Origin of the sequence: Luteimonas notoginsengisoli, from assembly GCF_042648885.1 — a bacterium.
Classification (GTDB): domain Bacteria; phylum Pseudomonadota; class Gammaproteobacteria; order Xanthomonadales; family Xanthomonadaceae; genus Luteimonas; species Luteimonas notoginsengisoli.
On record NZ_JBHRYF010000014.1, the window covers coordinates 35,967 to 52,829 of the forward strand.

Annotated in this window: 16 protein-coding genes and 1 pseudogene; 9 read left to right on the forward strand and 8 right to left on the reverse strand. The window is 68.9% G+C overall.

Annotation, left to right across the window (positions count from 1 at the left end; translation table 11 throughout):
* Positions 1-165 precede the first annotated feature (165 nt).
* Genes gorA through ACFOM9_RS14540 form a run of 3 tightly spaced genes read right to left on the reverse strand, consistent with a single transcriptional unit; the run spans position 166 to position 3,311 of the window.
* The gene (gorA, locus tag ACFOM9_RS14530) at positions 166-1,527 is read right to left on the reverse strand and encodes a glutathione-disulfide reductase (RefSeq protein ID WP_386712400.1); all 1,362 of its coding nucleotides are present in this window, start codon (positions 1,525-1,527) and stop codon (positions 166-168) included.
* Positions 1,524-2,774, reverse strand: coding sequence for an NAD(P)/FAD-dependent oxidoreductase (locus tag ACFOM9_RS14535; RefSeq protein ID WP_386712403.1), 1,251 nt, complete (start codon positions 2,772-2,774; stop codon positions 1,524-1,526). The genes gorA and ACFOM9_RS14535 overlap by 4 nt, the downstream gene beginning before the upstream one ends.
* Before the next feature lie 57 nt (positions 2,775-2,831).
* Entirely contained in the window at positions 2,832-3,311 is a 480-nt protein-coding gene (locus ACFOM9_RS14540; RefSeq protein WP_386712686.1) for an FKBP-type peptidyl-prolyl cis-trans isomerase, read from the reverse strand.
* An 89-nt stretch (positions 3,312-3,400) separates the two neighbouring features.
* Between ACFOM9_RS14540 and ACFOM9_RS14545 the strand changes: the two genes are divergently transcribed.
* Positions 3,401-3,964, forward strand: coding sequence for a C40 family peptidase (locus ACFOM9_RS14545; RefSeq protein WP_386712406.1), 564 nt, complete (start codon positions 3,401-3,403; stop codon positions 3,962-3,964).
* Between the two features lie 109 nt (positions 3,965-4,073).
* Positions 4,074-4,736: a C40 family peptidase gene (locus ACFOM9_RS14550; RefSeq protein WP_386712409.1), complete on the forward strand. Its 663-nt coding sequence runs from the start codon at positions 4,074-4,076 to the stop codon at positions 4,734-4,736.
* Positions 4,737-4,973: 237 nt separating this feature from the next.
* Here ACFOM9_RS14550 and ACFOM9_RS14555 read toward each other — a convergent pair whose 3' ends face one another.
* Positions 4,974-5,459 carry an acyl-CoA thioesterase gene (locus tag ACFOM9_RS14555; RefSeq protein WP_386712412.1) on the reverse strand — a complete coding sequence of 162 codons (486 nt, stop codon included), beginning with the start codon at positions 5,457-5,459 and terminating at the stop codon, positions 4,974-4,976.
* A 147-nt stretch (positions 5,460-5,606) separates the two neighbouring features.
* Between ACFOM9_RS14555 and ACFOM9_RS14560 the strand changes: the two genes are divergently transcribed.
* On the forward strand, positions 5,607-6,014 hold the full coding sequence (locus ACFOM9_RS14560) for a hypothetical protein (protein WP_386712415.1): 408 nt from the start codon (positions 5,607-5,609) through the stop codon (positions 6,012-6,014).
* A gap of 212 nt (positions 6,015-6,226) precedes the next feature.
* On the opposite strand, the gene ACFOM9_RS14565 is transcribed toward ACFOM9_RS14560, so the two are convergent.
* Positions 6,227-7,639 (reverse strand): M16 family metallopeptidase, encoded by a 1,413-nt coding sequence (locus ACFOM9_RS14565; RefSeq protein WP_386712418.1) that lies wholly within the window; start codon positions 7,637-7,639, stop codon positions 6,227-6,229.
* 12 nt (positions 7,640-7,651) lie between these two features.
* Complete coding sequence (locus ACFOM9_RS14570; protein ID WP_386712421.1) at positions 7,652-9,049, reverse strand: M16 family metallopeptidase; 1,398 nt, start codon at positions 9,047-9,049, stop codon at positions 7,652-7,654.
* Positions 9,050-9,192: 143 nt separating this feature from the next.
* On the opposite strand from ACFOM9_RS14570, the gene bla reads away from it, so the two are divergent.
* Entirely contained in the window at positions 9,193-10,047 is an 855-nt protein-coding gene (gene bla, locus ACFOM9_RS14575) for a subclass B3 metallo-beta-lactamase (protein ID WP_386712424.1), read from the forward strand.
* A complete protein-coding gene (locus tag ACFOM9_RS14580; RefSeq protein ID WP_386712427.1) occupies positions 10,047-10,535 on the forward strand; it encodes an NUDIX hydrolase in 489 nt (162 codons plus the stop codon). Before bla ends, ACFOM9_RS14580 begins: the two co-directional genes overlap by 1 nt.
* A gap of 98 nt (positions 10,536-10,633) precedes the next feature.
* Here ACFOM9_RS14580 and ACFOM9_RS14585 read toward each other — a convergent pair.
* Positions 10,634-10,779: pseudogene (locus ACFOM9_RS14585) on the reverse strand (relaxation protein); the annotation flags it as partial.
* A 369-nt stretch (positions 10,780-11,148) separates the two neighbouring features.
* Between ACFOM9_RS14585 and ACFOM9_RS14590 the strand changes: the two are divergent.
* Both ACFOM9_RS14590 and ACFOM9_RS14595 read left to right on the forward strand, forming a co-directional pair.
* The gene (locus tag ACFOM9_RS14590; protein WP_386712430.1) at positions 11,149-12,837 is read left to right on the forward strand and encodes an alkaline phosphatase; all 1,689 of its coding nucleotides are present in this window, start codon (positions 11,149-11,151) and stop codon (positions 12,835-12,837) included.
* A gap of 254 nt (positions 12,838-13,091) precedes the next feature.
* Positions 13,092-13,877, forward strand: coding sequence for a 3-hydroxybutyrate dehydrogenase (locus ACFOM9_RS14595; protein ID WP_386712433.1), 786 nt, complete (start codon positions 13,092-13,094; stop codon positions 13,875-13,877).
* A gap of 260 nt (positions 13,878-14,137) precedes the next feature.
* On the opposite strand, the gene ACFOM9_RS14600 is transcribed toward ACFOM9_RS14595, so the two are convergent.
* Entirely contained in the window at positions 14,138-14,590 is a 453-nt protein-coding gene (locus ACFOM9_RS14600; RefSeq protein WP_386712436.1) for a CopD family protein, read from the reverse strand.
* A 196-nt stretch (positions 14,591-14,786) separates the two neighbouring features.
* Here ACFOM9_RS14600 and ACFOM9_RS14605 point away from each other — a divergent pair, with 196 nt between their 5' ends.
* Together ACFOM9_RS14605 and ACFOM9_RS14610 are read left to right on the forward strand one after the other, a co-directional pair.
* Entirely contained in the window at positions 14,787-15,377 is a 591-nt protein-coding gene (locus ACFOM9_RS14605) for a methyltransferase (protein ID WP_386712439.1), read from the forward strand.
* 218 nt (positions 15,378-15,595) lie between these two features.
* Positions 15,596-16,858 carry a polyhydroxyalkanoate depolymerase gene (locus ACFOM9_RS14610; protein WP_386712689.1) on the forward strand — a complete coding sequence of 421 codons (1,263 nt, stop codon included), beginning with the start codon at positions 15,596-15,598 and terminating at the stop codon, positions 16,856-16,858.
* The last annotated feature ends 5 nt before the right edge of the window (positions 16,859-16,863 follow it).

A 16,863-nucleotide genomic window follows, 5' to 3' on the forward strand; every position in this document is an offset into this window, starting at 1 on the left:
GGCTTCGTCAATCGCGCGTCGTCGAGTCGATTTGACGGGTTGCCACGCGCGCGGCGACCCGGGGCGTCCGTGTGTCATCCGTGTTGCCTTGCGCGATGCGGGAACGATCAGGACCGTGCGGACAGCCCGCGCACCGATCGCGACTTGGCCCTCGACAACGGCGCCCTACCGCATCAGCACCACTTCCTCGGCGCTGGTCGGGTGGATCGCAACGGTCTCGCGCAGGTCGTCCAGGGTGATGCCTTTCTTCAGCGCCACGGCGAAGCCCTGCAGGATCTCGTCCGCGCCTTCGCCGAGCAGGTGGATGCCCACCACGCGCCGTTCGTCGCCCACGCATACCAGCTTGAACAGGCTGCGCTGCGGCACGTCGGCCAGGGCATGCAGCATGTCGCGGAAATCGGCGTGGTACTCGTGCACGTCGTCGCCAAGCCGTGCGCGCGCCTGCGCGGCGGTCAGCCCCACCGTCCCAAGTGGCGGATGCGCGAACACCACCGTCGGCACGTTGTCGTAGTCGAGCCTGGCGTCGGCCTGCCCGGCGAAAATCCTGTCCATCAGCCGGCGCGCCGCGGCGATCGCCACCGGGGTCAGCGCGACCCGATCGGTGACATCTCCGATGGCGTGCACGCCCGCGGCCACGGTGTCCTGCCACGGATCGACGCACACGTAGCCGCCATCGGTGGTGGTCACGCCCGCGGCCTCCAGGCCCAGGTCTTCGGTATTGGGCTGGCGGCCGGTGGCAAACAACACCGCGTCGAACGCGGTGTCATGGCCGGCCGCGCGCACGCGATCGCCGTCCGCCCGTTCCAGGCCGCGGACGTCGCAACCCAGGTGCAGGACAACGCCGGCCTGGTGGTAGTTCTCCTGCAGGCGTTCGACCAGCTCGTCGTCGAACTCCTGCAGCAGCCGTGGGCCGCGCACGAACAGCTCGACCTCGCTGCCCAGGGCACGCAGGATCCCCGACAGCTCCACGCCGATGTAGCCGCCGCCGACGATCGCCACGCGTCCGGGCGCGGCGGTGAAGCGGAAGAAGTCCTCCGACACCAGGCCGAGCTCGGCGCCGGGAATCGACGGGCGGCGCGGGCGACCGCCGGTGGCGATCACGACGTGCGCCGCGCGCAGGCGGACGCCGTCGGCGCATTCCACGGTGCGTGGATCCAGCAGCCGGCCGCGCGACGCGACGGTGACGATGCCCGCCGCGTCCAGGCGCCGCCGATAGCTGGCGTGGATGTTGGCGATGTAGCGCTGGCGGTGGGTGACGAACTCGCACCAGTCCAGCTTCGGCGCCGGGCCATCGAAGCCGAGCTGCGCGGCCAGCTCGATGCGCTCGGACACGTGCGCGGCCAGCCACATCGCCTTCTTCGGCACGCAGCCGACGTTGACGCAGGTGCCGCCGAGTTCGGCCGGCTCGAGCAGGGCCACGCGCGCGCCGTGCTCGGCCGCGCGGAACGCGGCGGCCAGGCCGCCGGAGCCGCCGCCGATGACGACGAGGTCGAAGTCCAACCCGGCCCTGGCCGCGCCGGCGCTCACGCGAACCGCTGCGGCGAATAGGGAAGCGGGTCGATCCGCGGCGTGCGCGCGCAGACCAGGTCGGCGACCAGCTGCGCGGTGCCGGTGCTCATGCTGACCCCGAGCATGCCGTGCCCGGTGGCGAGCCAGGCGTGGCGATGGCCGGGCGCGCGACCGATGATCGGCACGTCGTCGACGCAGATCGGACGCCAGCCGAACCACTCTTCGCGCTTCACCGGACCGACCGGCTCGTGCAGGTACTCGCGCGCGCCGCGCTCCAGCGCATCCAGGCGGCGCCGGTTGAGGCTGGTGTCGTAACCGGAGAACTCCATCGTGCTGCCGAGGCGGTAGCCGCTGTCCCAGGTGGTGACGCAGACGCTGCGCTCGTACAGCACCACCGGCTGCTTCGGCGCGAGCGCCGGCCGGTCGTAGGTGATCGAATAGCCCTTGCCCGGCTGGATCGGCAGCTTCGACAGGCCCGCCGTCTTCGCCAGCAGCGGCGACCACGCCCCGGTCGCGATCACGACATCGCGCGCGAGTCGTTCGCCCTGCGAGGTCGCCACGCGCATGCCGTCGCCATCGTCCACCAGGCCCTTGACCTCGCAGTGTTGCTCGATGCTGCCGCCCGCTTCGCGCACCGCGCGCGCAAGTTCGGCCACGTAGCGGTCCGGGCGCAGGCGCGCATCCCCGCGGAAGCGCACCACGCCGACCACGCCGTCGCGCAGCGCGGGTTCGTTGCGCACGTAGGTGGCGCCGTCGATGATCTCGCTGGCGATGCCCAGTTCGGCCAAAGGCGGCAGCTCGGCGGCCAGGTGCGCGAGCTCGCGCTCGGTCCGGAACACGTAATCCACGCCCTGCTCGGCGTATTCGCACTGCAGGCCATAGCGCTCCACCCACTGCGGCAGCTGTGCGCGCGATTCGAGCAGGATGCTGGCGCGCGCGACCATCGCCGCCCGCCAGTCGCGGCTGTTGCAGCGCGAGGCGAAGCGCAGCAGCCACTGCCACAGGGCGGGGTCGAAGCGCGGCTTGACGTAGAACGGCGCATCCGGCGTCAGCATCCAGTGCACCGCCTTGCCGATCTTGCCCGGCGCCGCCAGCGGCGCGGCGTGGCTGGGAGTGATGGTGCCGCAGTTGCCGTGCGAACTGCCGCAGCCCACGGTGCCGGCGTCCAGCAACCGCACGCCGCGCCCGGCGTCGAGCAGCGCCAGCGCGCTGGCCAGTCCGATCACCCCACCACCGACCACCAGCACATCATCGCGTTCGCTCATGAGGCAAGTGTATGCCGCCGCCGCGACGAACCGAAGCCGCCCCCGCGAAGCAACCGGTCAGTGCGCGTGGCCGCCGTCGCCGTGGACGTGGCCGTGTTCGATTTCTTCCTTGCTGGCCTCGCGCACGTCGATGATCTCGATGTCGAAATGCAGGTCCTTGCCGGCCATCGGATGGTTGAGGTCGACGTCGACCACGCTCATCCCGACCTTCTGGATCGTCACCGCGCGGGGGCCGAAGTTGGTGTTGAGCACGACCTGCATGCCCGGCGCCAGCTTCTGTTCGTTGAAGTGCTTCTTCGGCACGCGCTGGGTCAGGCCGTCGCGGCGCTCGCCGTAGGCTTCGGCCGCGGGCACGTCGACGCCGAAGCTGTCGCCGGCAACGTGGCCTTCGAGCGCCTTGTCCAGCCCCGGGATGATGTTGCCGTGGCCGGCGAGGATCGCGAGCGGTTCGCGTTCCTTCGAGGTCTCCACCGGTTCCTGGCCCTGTTCGGACACGGTGTAGTGGAACTGGACGACGCGGTCTTTCTCGATCTTCAGCGCTTCGGTACTCATTTGGATTCTCTTTGCGGCAGCGTGCGGACGCGCGACGCGCGGTCGCTTGTCAGTCGGAAGGGGATTCGGCCAAGATGTCGACCGTGATGGAGACCGCGTATTATCCCGGCTCACCCGCCCGCGCGCCAACCCGGCGGCTGGGCGTGGTGACGGTCGTCCTGGCGGGTCTCCTCGCCGGCTGCGGCCACGACGAAGTCCGGCGCTCGCCGCCCTCCGGGGTGGCGCAGCACGCATGGCCAAGCAACACGCCGGCCGACCCCGCCTCCGCCAACGCGGTGCTGATGCGCGCGATCAGCCTGGTCGGCACGCCCTATCGCTACGGCGGCAACACGCCCGAGGGCGGTTTCGACTGCAGCGGCCTGGTCAACTACGTCTACCGGGACATGCTCGATCTGAGCCTGCCCAGGACCTCGGGCGCCCTGGCGGCGTTCCAGGGTCCGCGCATCGCCCCGGGCCGCCTGACCGCCGCCGATCTGGTGTTCTTCGGCAGCGGCGGCAGCGTCAGCCACGTGGGGATCTATGTTGGCGAAGGGCGCTTCGTGCACGCTCCCAGCAGCGGCGGCACGGTGCGCCTCGATCGCCTGGACGGTCCCTACTGGCGCGACCACTACAGCGGGGCGAAACGGGTCCTTCACTGAAATTGTGACGGGGGCCCGGCGTTTCTTCACGCTGCACTAATGGAATTTGAACAAACGAGCGGCAGTCGTGCGGCACCATCACGCCCTGCAGACAACCGTGAATGACCGCGTGACGACGAAAGCCCCAGCCCCAAGCCGCCAGCACATTGCCCGACCGGCTCCGGCGTTCGCCCTCCTCCTCTCCTTCATTGCCCTGCTCGGCGCGTCGCCCGCCTTCGCGGCGACCGGTCTGGCCGGGGATTCGGCGGACCAGCTGCATGCCAGCGCCCCGCTCAGCGAAACCGCCGTGGCGCCGATCCAGCCCGAACAGCGCACCATGCTGTTCGCCAACGACGTCAACAAGCTGATCGACGCCGGGACGACCGGCCAGGCGGGCATCCCGGCCAACGCCGATGGCCGCGTGCAGACCGTGCTCAAGCGTGCGCTCGCGCTGCTGGGCACCCCGTACCGCTGGGGCGGCAGCTCGACCGAAGGCTTCGACTGCAGCGGCCTGGTCGGCTATGTCTTCCAGAGCGCCCTGGGTATCGAGCTTCCGCGCGTCTCGCGGCAGATGGCGACCAGCGGCGAGAAGGTCGACCGCAACGCGCTGAGCGCCGGCGACCTGGTGTTCTTCAGCCGCCGCGGCAAGCGCGTCGACCACGTCGGCATCTACCTGGGCAACGGCCGCTTCGTCCACGCCCCGCGTACCGGCAAGGACGTCATGGTGTCCAGCCTCATCGAAGGCTACTGGAGCCACAAGTTCATGCAGGCCAGGCGCGTCACCGGCAGCTGAGCCGGAGACAGCGGGAATACCAGCTGGAGGCCGCGCAAGCGGCCTTCTTCGTTTTGGGCGCAAGAGAGGCCGGCCCGGATTGCACGGCCTGGCCGCTCATCGCGCTGTGTCGCCCGTGGCGCGCCTGCTCACGCGAGAAATCCTTTGCCGCGCCGCGTTCCCGGAATGCCAGCACTCGTTCGTGGGCGTTCCCGGCGATCGCTCTGCGCCCGCGGCTGCGGGGTGAAGCCGACGCCGCTAGGCGGGGGCGCGATAGCGGGCCACGGTCTGTTCGATGCCCTTGCTCAGCGCCATTACCTGCGTCGCGTATTCGCACAGGCGCCGGTCGTCGTCGCTCTGCGGCACCCAGGGCGGCACCGGCACCGGCTTGCCTTCGGCGTCGTCGAGGGCCACGAACACGATCACGCAGTGCGTGCACAGGCGCGCGTCGCCCCCCATCGGGTCGCGGGCATGCACGTCGACCGAGAAGTGCATCGAACTCGTGCCGGTGTAGACCAGCTTGGCCGACACCGTGACCAGGTCGCTGGTCCGGATCGGGGCGACGAAGCGGATGCCACCGACCGCGACGGTGACGCTGTAGCGGCCGCTCCAGCCGACCGCGGCGGCATAGCCGACCTGGTCGATCCACTTCATCACCACCCCGCCGTGCACCTTGCCGCCGTAATTGACGTCGGTGGGTTCGGCGAGGAACCGGAATTCGAGTTCGCGCTGCTGTCCGCTCATGCCTGCTCCTTCGCGTCGGCGTCCGTGAAGAACGGCCATGCGGCATTGTGCACGGGCCGCCGCGATGGTCACAAAAGCGTGGGGAACCGCTTGCGACACCGCGATCGCACCGCCATGCTGGCGCGTCATCCACACAAGGAGGTCGTGATGGTCCGCACCATGCTTGGCATCGCACTCGGCGCGATCGCCGCCACAGCGGCCCTGGCCGGCAGCGGCCATGCCGCGTTGGCATTGCACCCACTGCCCGCCGGGAACGCCATGCGCTCGCTGCGCGACGCGGCGGCCTGGCTCGAAAACGCCCCCGCCGGCGCGATGGCTTGCGTGGTCGCCGGCTTCGGCCTGGCGGCGCTGCTGGGCGCCGGGTGCGCGGCGTTCGTCGCCCGCCCGCATCGCGGCGGCGCAGCGCTCGCGATCGGCGCGCCGATGACAGTGCTGGTGATCGTCGCCGCGGCGCTGGTGCCGCAGCCGGACTGGATGCCGGTCGTGGCGATGCTGTTGCCGATCCCGCTCGCGCTATGCGCCTGGCGACTGGCGATTCCACGCGCCGAACTCTGAGGTCAACACTCTCTGGGAGCGGCTTCAGCCGCGAGCCCTCGTCTGGGTTCCCTGCGAAGACCCGAGGGCCACCGTTCGCGGCGGCGGATCGGACGCCCATCCCCACCTAAGCCGTCCGGCCCGGCGCAGCGCGCCGGGCGTTTGGTCGGCCCGCGGTAGTGCCGCGCAAACGGACCGCCCTCACCCCCTTGAAGGGGAGGGCTACCTGCAGGCTACTTCTCCCGCACCTGGAACTCGCCGTAGGGCTTGAGCTGTTCCGCGATCGCCTTGTCGTCGCCGACCACCACGATCGACTGGTCCTTCGGGTCGTAGTACTTCTTCGCCATCGCCTGCACCTGCGCCGCATCGACTGCGCGGATCTTCGGGACGAACTGGCCAAGGTATTCCGGCGGCAGGCCGACCAGCCAGTTGCCGGCCAGCATCGATGCGACCGCGCCCTGCATCTGGTTGGAGATCAGATAGCCGCCTGCCACGTAGCGCTTGGTGTCGTCGAGTTCGCGCAGCGACACCGGCTCGCTGCCGAGGCGCTCGTATTCGCCGACGAACTCCTTCAGCGAAGCGCCGGTGACCTCGTTGCGCACGTCGGCGCTGGCGGTGATCCGGCCGCCTTCGCGCAGCGCGCTCACGCTCGACCTTGCGCCGTAGGTATAGCCCTTGTCCTCGCGCAGGTTCTGCATCAGGCGGCTGCTGAAGCCGCCGCCGACCACCGCGTTGGCCAGCTGCAGCGGGATGTAGTCCGCGTCCGTGGCGGCGATCGCGGGCCGTCCCAGGCGCACCGCGGACTGCACGCTGCCCGGTCGCTGCACCAGCACGAATTTCGGCGTGGTGCTGGCGGCGGCGACCGGCGTGTCGGCCACCGGCTCGCCCGTGTTCTTCCAGTCGCCGAACGCCGACTGCGCCAGCGCGAACGCCTGCGCCGGTTCGATCCGGCCGGTCACCACCAACAGCGCGTGGTCGGGGCGGAAGCGCGTCGCGTGCGCGCTGCGGAACTGCGCCGGCGTAGCCGCCTGGATCGCGTCCTCGGTCGGCTGGGTGTGCCCGTAGGGATGATCGCCGTACACCGCCTGCGCCAGCGCGCGCTCGGCCTTGAATCCCGGCTGCGCCTCGGCCGCCATCAGACCCTGCAACGCGTTGGCCTTCGCCAGCTTGACCTCGTTGTCGGGGAACACGGGCGTGCGCGACACCTCGGCCAGCAGTTCCAGCATGCCGTCGGCGTTCGACGCCAGCGCGTTGCCGTAGACGGTGATGCCATCGCTGCTCGCCTGCGCACCCAGGCTGCCGCCATAGCCCTGTGCGGCCTCGGCGATCGCCTTCGAATCGTGCTGCGAGGTGCCTTCGACCAACAGGCCTGCGAGCATCGACGCAAAGCCGGGCGCGTTGTCGGCTGCGTAACCGGCGCCGCGAACCGCCAGCACGTAGTCCACGCGCGGCACGCCGTCGCGCGGCAGCACCCAGACTTCCAGGCCGTTGGCCAGGGTCTTTTTCTCGATCTGCGGTACCGGCAGCGGCTTGTCGGCGCCATAGGCCGGCAGGTCCTTCGGCATCACCACGTCCTTGGCCAACGCGGTGGCCGGCAGCAAGGCGCAGATGGCGGCCGCCAGCAGGGTCTTGTGGATGAGGTTCATGTCCGTGCCTCCTCAGTTCTTCGCCGCGGGCGCCGCGGCAGGCTGCGCTTGCAGCATGGCGACTGGCTTGCGGTCGATGACGGTGCGGTTGTCTTTCGTCAGGTAGGTCTTCGCAACGCGCTGGATGTCCTCGGACGTGACGGCCGAGATCCAGCTGGGGATTTCGTTGGCGACGTTGGCGTCGCCCCACAGCGTCTGCAGCTTGGCCAGGGTGTCGGCGCGGGACAGGAACATCTCCATCCCGTCGTACCAGTCGGCCAGCATCTGCGTCTTGACCCGCTGCAGGGTGGCGTCGTCGACGCCGTCACTGGCGACCTTGGCGATCTCCTCGTCGATCGCCGCGAGCACGGCGTCGGCGTCAGTGGTGGGCTTGTACAGCGCGAACACGGTGAACAGCGTCGGGCCGTCGTATTCCCATTCGCTGGTCAGGCCGTACAGCGATTCGACGTTGAGCGCGAGCTCGCGGCCCTTCACCAGGCCCTGGTACAGGCGCGACGCATCGCCATTGGCCAGCAGCGAGCCCAAGACTGCCATCGGCGCCTGGTCCTTGCTGCCGCGGTCGGGCATCTTCCAGGCCGCTGCGATTGCCGGAACCTGCGCCAGCGCATCCGATTGCTGCACCCGCTTCTCGGCGGTGTTCAGCCCCTCGCGATAGTCCGGCGCCGGTGGCGTGGCGCGCGCCGGGATGTCGCCGAAATACTTCTCCGCCAGCGCGAAGGCCTGCTCCGGCGTAATGTCGCCGGCGATGCCGAGCACGGCGTTGTTGGGACCGTAGTAGTCGCGGTGGAACGCGGCCACGTCCTCCAGGCTCGCGGTTTCCAGGTCCTCGAAGCTGCCGTAGCCGTCGTGGTTGTTCTCCCACTTCTGGAACGCCTGCTGGCCGATGTCGATCCACATGAAGCCGCCGTAGGGCTGGTTCTTCACGTTGACGCGGATCTCTTCCTTGACCACGTCCTGCTGGTTCTTCAGCGTGACCGGGTTGAAGTCGAGGGTCTTCATGCGATCGGCTTCCAGCCAGAGGATCGGCTCGAGCGCGGACACCGGCGCGGTCTCGATGTAGTTGGTGAAATCGGCGCGCGTGGAGCCGTTGTTGCGCCCGCCGCCGCCGGTGATGACGCGGTCGAACACGCCCTCCTTCGCGTTCGGCGTGCCCTCGAACATCAGATGCTCGAACAGGTGAGCGAAGCCGGTGCGGTCGCGCGGTTCCAGGCGCATTCCGACGTGGTAGACCACGCTGACGCCCACCACCGGCGCGCTGTGGTCCTCGGACACGACCACGGTCAGGCCGTTGTCGAGCGTTTTGGTGGCGATGGGCAACTCCCATGCGTCGGGGTTGGCCTTCTCGGCCGCCTGCGCCGCGGATGCGAGCATCAGGCCGGCCAGCAGCAACATCAGGTGTCGCGTGCGCACGGAATTCTCCTTGTTCCCCAAGTAGATCGACACGGTAGCGCCAGCAGCGACGGACGATACGGGCCAGAAGTCATGCCGCATCCGCGACGCTGGCCGCACGGCCGCGGATCGCGGAAACTGTCCCGCCCGCCGCGACGCCCGACATGCATCCCATTCCCGCTACCGCCTTGGCCTGCGCGCTGCTGTTCGCCGGCCACGCTTTCGCGGCCGAACCCGCCCTCCCCCAGCTCAAGGCCTACACCGTCGACGAAAGCTGGCTGCGGCCGGTCGAGCCGCGGCAGATCGCCGACCACACCTGGCGCATCGGCACCGAAGGCATCCTCGCGCTGCTGGTGAAGACCGACGCCGGCGCGATCCTCATCGACGGCGGCATGCCGCAGGCAGCCGACACGCTGCTGGCACAGATGCGCGAACTCGGGGTCGAGCCCGGCGACCTGGAGCTGATCACGCACAGCCAGGCCCACGGCGACCACGTCGGCCCGCTGGCGGCGGTCAGGCGCGCCACCGGCGCGACGCTGGTGAGCAACGCCGAATCCGCCGTGCTGCTCGCGGCCGGCGGCAGCGACGACATCCACTTCGGCGACGAGATCGTCTACCCGCCGGCCCATGCCGACCGGATCGTCCACGACGGCGAAGCGATCGAGCTGGGCGGCCAGCGGCTCACCGTCCACTTCATGCCCGGCCATACGCCCGGCAGCATGGCCTGGACCTGGACCGACATGCGCGACGGCCGGCCGCTGCGCATCGCCTACGTCGACAGCCTCAGCACGCCCGGTTACCGGCTGATCGACCACCCGCGCATCCCGCGCTTGGTCGACGACTTCCGCCGCAGCTTCGACGTGGTGCGCGCCCTGCCCTGCGACCTGCTGCTGACCCCGCACGCCGGCGCCGGCAGGCACGACGGCGACGGTGCGCCGCTGACCTGCCGCGCATACGCAGACAAGTCCGAACGCGCATTGGATGCGGAGCTGGCCAAGCAGCGCGGCGACGACAACTGATGCCCTACACCCCGATCGTCGCCACCCTGGGCTACGTCCTCTCTGCCGACGGCAGCCAGGTCCTCATGCTCCACCGCAACGCGCGCACCGACGACCATCACCTCGGCAAGTACAACGGCCTGGGCGGCAAGATCGAACCCGACGAGGACGTGCTCGCCGGGATGCGCCGCGAAATCGCCGAGGAAGCCGGGATCGAGTGCACCGCACTGTCGCTGCGCGGCACGATCAGCTGGCCCGGATTCGGCAAGCAGGGAGAGGACTGGCTGGGCTTCGTGTTCGTGGTCACAGCGTTCACCGGCACGCCGCTGGAACGCAACCCGGAAGGCACGCTGGAATGGGTCGCGATCGACCGCCTGCACGAACTGCCGATGTGGGAGGGCGACCGGGAATTCCTGCCGCTGGTGTTCGACGGCGATCCGCGGCCGTTCCACGGCGTGATGCCCTATCGCGACGGGCGCATGCAGTCGTGGCGCTACTCGCGCGCCTAGGCCGGGCTACGCTCCCGCCAAGCAGGACAGGCGCCGGGAATATCGCTCCGGTCCTGATTTTCCGACGCCGCATTCCGACTCGTTTCAGCGCGAACAATCTAGTGTGCTGAAGCCGCTCGCGGTTTCACCAACCGGTATTGATTGTCAGCACCCTGGCGCGCCCCCTGTCGTCCACGTTGGCGCACAACCGATGACCGCACAGCGTCACGTCGGCTTGGTCATAGGCGCGCAGCAGGTCAGCCGCAATCTGGTTGCGCTCGACTTCCTTGCGGCTGGTGACCACGGCATAGAAGGCCGAAACCATCGCCAGCATGGAGGCGACCAGCAATGCCCCGCTCCCCAGCCACAGCCAGGTCCGACGCTCCCGGCTGAGCGCCTGACGCTCGCTTTCCAGTGTCCGCGCCGCGGCTGACGCCGCGCGAACAGCGATACGTTCGACGACACCGGTGCGTTCGCGCGCAGCCATGCGTCGAGGGCGGACATGAGGCCGCGCTTCTGGTGCGTGGGCTCGACCGCGATGCCGCGTCGCGAATGCCATGAATGCGACACAGCTTCCGCCTCCGTCGCGGCGTGACGGCATAATGCACTCCAGGTTTTTTGCCGGAGTTGTCGAATGCGATTGCCGTTGCTGTTGATTTCGTCCGTGGCCACGCTGGCCGCCTGCACTGCCACCGTGCGCGACACGACGCCCACGCGCATTGCCGCCATCGAGGTGCCGGCGATCGCGCATCCCCAGGGCGAGACGGCCTCATGGTGGTACCGCAGCGGCGCAGCGCGCGCGGCCGCCAACGGCGCGATGGGCGGCCGCGCGAAGAACGTCATCGTGTTCCTCGGCGACGGCATGAGCCTGACCACGGTGGCCGCTGCGCGCATCCTCGACGGCCAGCGCAAGGGCCAGCCGGGCGAGGAGAACCAGCTGGCATGGGAGGCCTTTCCCGCTACCGCGCTCAGCAAGACCTACAACACCGATTCGCAGACGCCGGATTCGGCCGGCACGATGAGCGCGATCGCCACCGGGGTGAAGACCTTCATGGGCTCGATCGCGGTCGGCCCCGCCTCGCGCAGCGACGACTGCGCCGGCAGCCTGCACAACCGCAACCTGACCTGGCTGGAACTGGCGCAGAGCGCGGGCATGGCGACCGGCATCGTCAGCACCGCGCGCCTGACCCACGCCACCCCGGCATCGACCTACGCGCACGTGCCCACGCGCGGCTGGGAAAGCGACGCCGACCTACCGGCCGAAGCGGTGCGCGCGGGCTGCCATGACATCGCACGCCAGCTCGTCGAAACGCCATTCGGCGGACCGGTCGTCGCCCTCGGCGGCGGCCTGGGTGGGTTCGTCGCGGACACGATCGCCGATCCCGCAGCGCCTTCCCGGCACGGCAAGCGCAAGGATGGCCGCAACCTCGTGGCCGAATGGCTGGCCGCGCACCCAAAGGGCGCGTTCGTGCGCGACACGCAGCAGCTGCGCGCCGCCGCGGAGGCGCCGCGCCTGTTCGGGCTGTTCGCCGGCAGCCACATGGACTTCGACCACGACCGCGACACGTCCCCCAAAGGCCAGCCCTCGCTCGCCGAGATGACGCGCGCCGCGATTCACACCCTGTCGCGGGACCCGGACGGCTACGTGCTGCTGGTCGAAGGCGCGCGCATCGACATGGCCAACCACTACGGCAACGCCTTCCGCGCGCTCGACGACACCATCGCGATGTCGCACGCTGTGCAGGCTGCCATCGAGGCGACGTCCGCGGACGACACCCTCATCCTCGTCACCGCCGACCATTCGCACAGCCTCAACTTCGTCGGCTATCCGGTCCGCGGCAACCCGATCCTGGGCAAGGTGCGCGGCAAGAGCAGCTTCGACGGCACGCCCGGGGAGCTGGCCAGGGATGGCACCGGTCTTCCCTACACCACCTTGGGCTACGCCAATGGCCCCGGCTACACCGGCGCCAGCGATTCGCAGCCGGCCGGCAGCAAGCGTTTCCCGCACATGGGCAAGGGCTACCTGCCGGCGACCGGGCGCCCCGACCTGACCGAGGTCGACACCACCCGCCCGGACTACATGCAGGAAGCCATCGTGCCGCTGTCCAGCGAAAGCCACGGCGGCGAGGACGTGGGCATCTGGGCGCGCGGCCCGGGCAGCGACGCGGTCCGGGGCACGGTCGAGCAGAACGTCATCTACCACATCATCGTCCAGGCCACGCCCACGCTGCGCGAGCGCCTGTGCGCCGCCGGCACCTGCAACGGCGATGGCGTGCCTGTGGAGTTGCCTTCGATCGACGCCTTCGTACCTGCCACGCATTGAACGGAAGGACGATGGCATCCGGTCGCGGCGGCGCGATAGGCTGGCTTCGGATCGTTCCGGCCCTTAGTCGCGAATCCCGCAGGAGCTTTCTCCCCGGCGCCCTGAAATCGTCAACGTGGCGGGTTGAAGGTCGCGTATCCGGATTCGCGCGCGACCCGACATTTCTGCCTGCTGGAAATCGCTGGAAATCACGACATGCTTGCGAGATCCGCGAGCCAGCATCCTCCTACCGCCACTCCCGCAGGACCCACCCCATGAACCGACTCGACAACAAGGTCTGCCTGGTCACCGGCGCCGCCAGCGGCCTGGGCAAGCGCATCGCCGAGGTGTACGCGGCCAACGGCGGCAAGGTCGTCGTCGCCGACCTGCAGCTCGAAGCCGCCGAAGCCGTGGCCGCGGCGATCCGGGAATCCGGGCGCGACGCATTCGCGGTCGCGATGGACGTCAGCGACGAAGTCCAGGTGGTCGACGGTGTGGCGAAGGCGATCGCCCGTTACGGACGCATCGACGTCCTGGTCTCGAACGCCGGCATCCAGATCATCAACGCCGTTACCGATCTGAGTTTCGCCGACTGGAAGAAGATGCTGGCGATCCACCTCGACGGCGCCTTCCTCACCACGCGCGAGTGCATGAGGGACATGCAGGCGCGCGGCCAGGGCGGCGCGATCATCTACATGGGTTCGGTGCATTCGCACCTGGCCTCGAAACTCAAGGCGCCCTACGTCACCGCCAAGCACGGCCTGCTCGGCCTATGCCGGGCGGTGGCGAAGGAAGGCGGCGCGCACGGCATCCGCGCCAACGTGATCTGCCCCGGCTTCGTGCGAACCCCGCTGGTGGAGCGGCAGATCCCGGAGCAGGCGAAGGAACTGGGCATCAGCGAAGACGACGTGGTGAAGAACGTGATGCTCAAGGACACCGTGGACGGCGAATTCACCACTGTCGACGACGTCGCCAACGTGGCCCTGACGCTGGCCGCGTTCGAAAGCAACGCACTCACCGGGCAGAGCCTGGTGGTGAGCCATGGCTGGTATATGCAATAGGGCGGGGATTCGGGAGGCGGGATTGGGGATTGGGGGATTGGGGATTGAAAATCCTCGGCACTCACCGCCCCGACGGCGATCGTACGATCTGCCGCTTCTTACGCGATGCCTCGGGACCTAACGGATCGGCGAGGCTCTGTCCTTTGTAGGAGCGGCTTCAGCCGCGAGCCCGTCCCCGGTTTCACCACGCAAGAGTCCGGACCTGAAATTGCTTCCGAAGCCAGACTCCGAATCCCCGATCCCGCCTCCCCGATCCCGACCTAGAACGGCTTCGCCAGCACCAGGTACACCACCGCCACCAGCAGCAACACCGGCAACTCGTTGAACCAGCGCAGCGCCTTCGAAGACGGCAACGACCTGCCCGTGTCGAACCCCTTCAGCCAGCGTCCGGCAAAAATGAAATACGCCAGAAGCAGCGCCACCAGCCCCAGCTTCGCGTGCAGCCAGCCCGTGCCGGCGCCGACCATCGTCGGGAAGCCGGGCAACACCCGGTAGCCGAGCCAAAGCACGAGTCCCAGCGCCAGCGCGAGCCCGAACATCATGTGGCCGAAGCGGTACAGCCTTCGCCCCATCAGCAGCAGCCGCGCGCGCACCGCGGGCTCGTTCCCGGCCTCGACCAGGTTCACCAGGATCCGCGGCAGGTAGAACACCGCCGCCATCCACGCGATCACGAACACGAGGTGACCGGTCTTGACCCACAGATAGGCTTGCATTGGATGGAACCGTTTGGACTGGGCCTAGGATCGCATGGGTTACCGTTCGCGGCACACGACAAGCGAACGCGCCACCGACGCTAGCGTTGCCACGCTCCTCGTCGATCCACCCCACGACACGTCGACGCTCGATGGCAATAGTGATCGCGACGCCGGCTTTGCTACAAAAACAGCGGCCAAGCCGCCATCATGGCGCATGGCCAAGCAATACGACGCCGACTATTTCCAGCGCTGGTACCGCGACGGCGGCATCGGCGGCAGGCAGCGCCTGGCGCGCAAGGTGGCGCTTGCTGTGGCGACCGCCGAATACCACCTCGAACGACCGCTGCGCAGCGTGCTGGACATCGCTTGCGGCGAAGGCGCCTGGCGCGCGCCGCTGCTGAAGCTGCGGCCGAAAGCCCGTTATCTCGGCTTCGACAGCAGCGAGTACGCCATCACCCGCTATGGCCGGAGCCGGCAGCTGCACTTCGCGCGCTTCGCCGACTTCGCGCAGCTGCGCCCCTGCGCGCCCGTGGACCTGCTGGTGTGCAGCGACGTGATGCATTACCTGCCGGTTCGCGAACTCGATCGCGGCCTGCCCGGCCTGGCCGAACTGTGCGGCGGGGTCGCGTTCCTGGAAACGTTCGCCCGCGAGGACCAGGCCGAAGGCGACGAGCATGAATTCAAGCAGCGCCCGGCAGCGTTCTACCGCAAGCGCTTCGAGGCCGTGGGCTTCCGCCAGCTCGGTTCGCACTGCTGGCTTTCGCCGGCGCTGGCGAAGGTGGCCACGGCGCTGGAGGCGGGGTAGCCAGGGTCTTCCAGCGCGACCGGGCATCTGCTTCGGCCCATGGCAGGAGTTGCCTTCGCGGCCGCCGGAACAGCAGGCCTGCTCAGCTATGACTGAGCCTGATTCGGGGACGTAACAGGTCGTGATCGCCTTTTGGCGGGCTCGAGACGGCGCGTTCAGTTCCGCCATCGACGATCCGCTATGCTGCGCCGCAGCAACCATCACCTGGCGCTCCCATGCTGCTTTACCAGATGCACGAACTCGGCCGCGCCTGGATGGCGCCCATCACCTACTGGGCCGAGGCGAACGCGCGCATGTTCTCCGCCCGCGAGAGCTGGCTGTCGGCGGTGCCCGGCGCCGCCCGCATCGCCGCGGGCAACGAGCTGCTGTACCGCATCGGCAAGGACTACGAGAAGCCGGCGTTCGGCATCCACGCCGTCGAGGTCGCGGGCCTCGACGTGCCGGTGATCGAGAAGGTGGTCGTCGAGAAGCCGTTCTGCAGGCTCCTGCGCTTCAAGCGCTATACCGACGACGTGGCCAACATCAAGGACATGAAGTCCGACCCCACCGTGCTGGTCGTCGCGCCGCTTTCGGGCCACCACGCCACCCTGCTGCGCGACACGGTGCGCACCCTGCTGCCCGACCACAAGGTCTACGTCACCGACTGGATCGACGCGCGGATGGTGCCGAAGGAACAGGGCACGTTCTCGCTCGACGACTACGTCGGCTACATCGAGGACTTCATCCGCACCATCGGCGCGACGAACCTGCACGTGATCAGCGTCTGCCAGCCGACCGTGCCTGTGCTGGCGGCCGTGTCGCTGATGGCCGCGCGGGGTGAGGCGACACCGCGCTCGCTGGTGATGATGGGTGGCCCGATCGACACCCGCGAATCGCCCACCGCGGTCAACAACCTCGCCACGCAGGAGCCGCTGTGGTGGTTCGAGAACAACGTCATCCACACCGTGCCCGCCAACTATCCCGGTAGCGGCCGCCGCGTCTATCCCGGTTTCCTGCAGCATGCCGGCTTCATGGCGATGAATCCCGAGCGCCACTTCGAATCGCACTGGGATTTCTACCAGGACCTGCTGAAGGGCGACATGGAAGACGCCGCCGCGCACCGCCGCTTCTACGACGAGTACAACGCCGTGCTCGACATGCCGGCGCGCTACTACCTCGACACCGTGCGCATCGTGTTCCAGCAACACCTGCTGCCGCGTGGCCTGTGGGACGTGGCCGGCGAACGCGTGGATCCGGCCGCGATCCGCGACACCGCGCTGATGACGATCGAAGGCGAGCTCGATGACATTTCAGGCGAGGGCCAGACCCGCGCCGCGCACAAGCTGTGCACCGGCGTCGACGAGCGCAGCCGCGAGCACCTGACCGTCAAGGGCGCCGGCCACTACGGTATCTTCAGCGGCCGCCGCTGGCGCGAGCAGGTCTATCCGCAGGTGCGCGATTTCATCGCGACACATGCGGCGAAACCCGCGCAGCGCACATAGTTGCG

Excerpts from the sequence above, each read along its gene's own strand:
- ACFOM9_RS14535 (WP_386712403.1), bottom strand. The coding sequence starts at position 2,774 with ATGAGCGAACGCGATGATGTGCTGGTGGTCGGTGGTGGGGTGATCGGA.
- ACFOM9_RS14545 (WP_386712406.1), top strand. The coding sequence starts at position 3,401 with ATGTCGACCGTGATGGAGACCGCGTATTATCCCGGCTCACCCGCCCGC.
- ACFOM9_RS14555 (WP_386712412.1), bottom strand. The coding sequence starts at position 5,459 with ATGAGCGGACAGCAGCGCGAACTCGAATTCCGGTTCCTCGCCGAACCC.
- ACFOM9_RS14560 (WP_386712415.1), top strand. The coding sequence starts at position 5,607 with ATGGTCCGCACCATGCTTGGCATCGCACTCGGCGCGATCGCCGCCACA.
- ACFOM9_RS14565 (WP_386712418.1), bottom strand. The coding sequence starts at position 7,639 with ATGAACCTCATCCACAAGACCCTGCTGGCGGCCGCCATCTGCGCCTTG.
- bla (WP_386712424.1), top strand. The coding sequence starts at position 9,193 with ATGCATCCCATTCCCGCTACCGCCTTGGCCTGCGCGCTGCTGTTCGCC.
- ACFOM9_RS14580 (WP_386712427.1), top strand. The coding sequence starts at position 10,047 with ATGCCCTACACCCCGATCGTCGCCACCCTGGGCTACGTCCTCTCTGCC.
- ACFOM9_RS14590 (WP_386712430.1), top strand. The coding sequence starts at position 11,149 with ATGCGATTGCCGTTGCTGTTGATTTCGTCCGTGGCCACGCTGGCCGCC.
- ACFOM9_RS14595 (WP_386712433.1), top strand. The coding sequence starts at position 13,092 with ATGAACCGACTCGACAACAAGGTCTGCCTGGTCACCGGCGCCGCCAGC.
- ACFOM9_RS14600 (WP_386712436.1), bottom strand. The coding sequence starts at position 14,590 with ATGCAAGCCTATCTGTGGGTCAAGACCGGTCACCTCGTGTTCGTGATC.
- ACFOM9_RS14605 (WP_386712439.1), top strand. The coding sequence starts at position 14,787 with ATGGCCAAGCAATACGACGCCGACTATTTCCAGCGCTGGTACCGCGAC.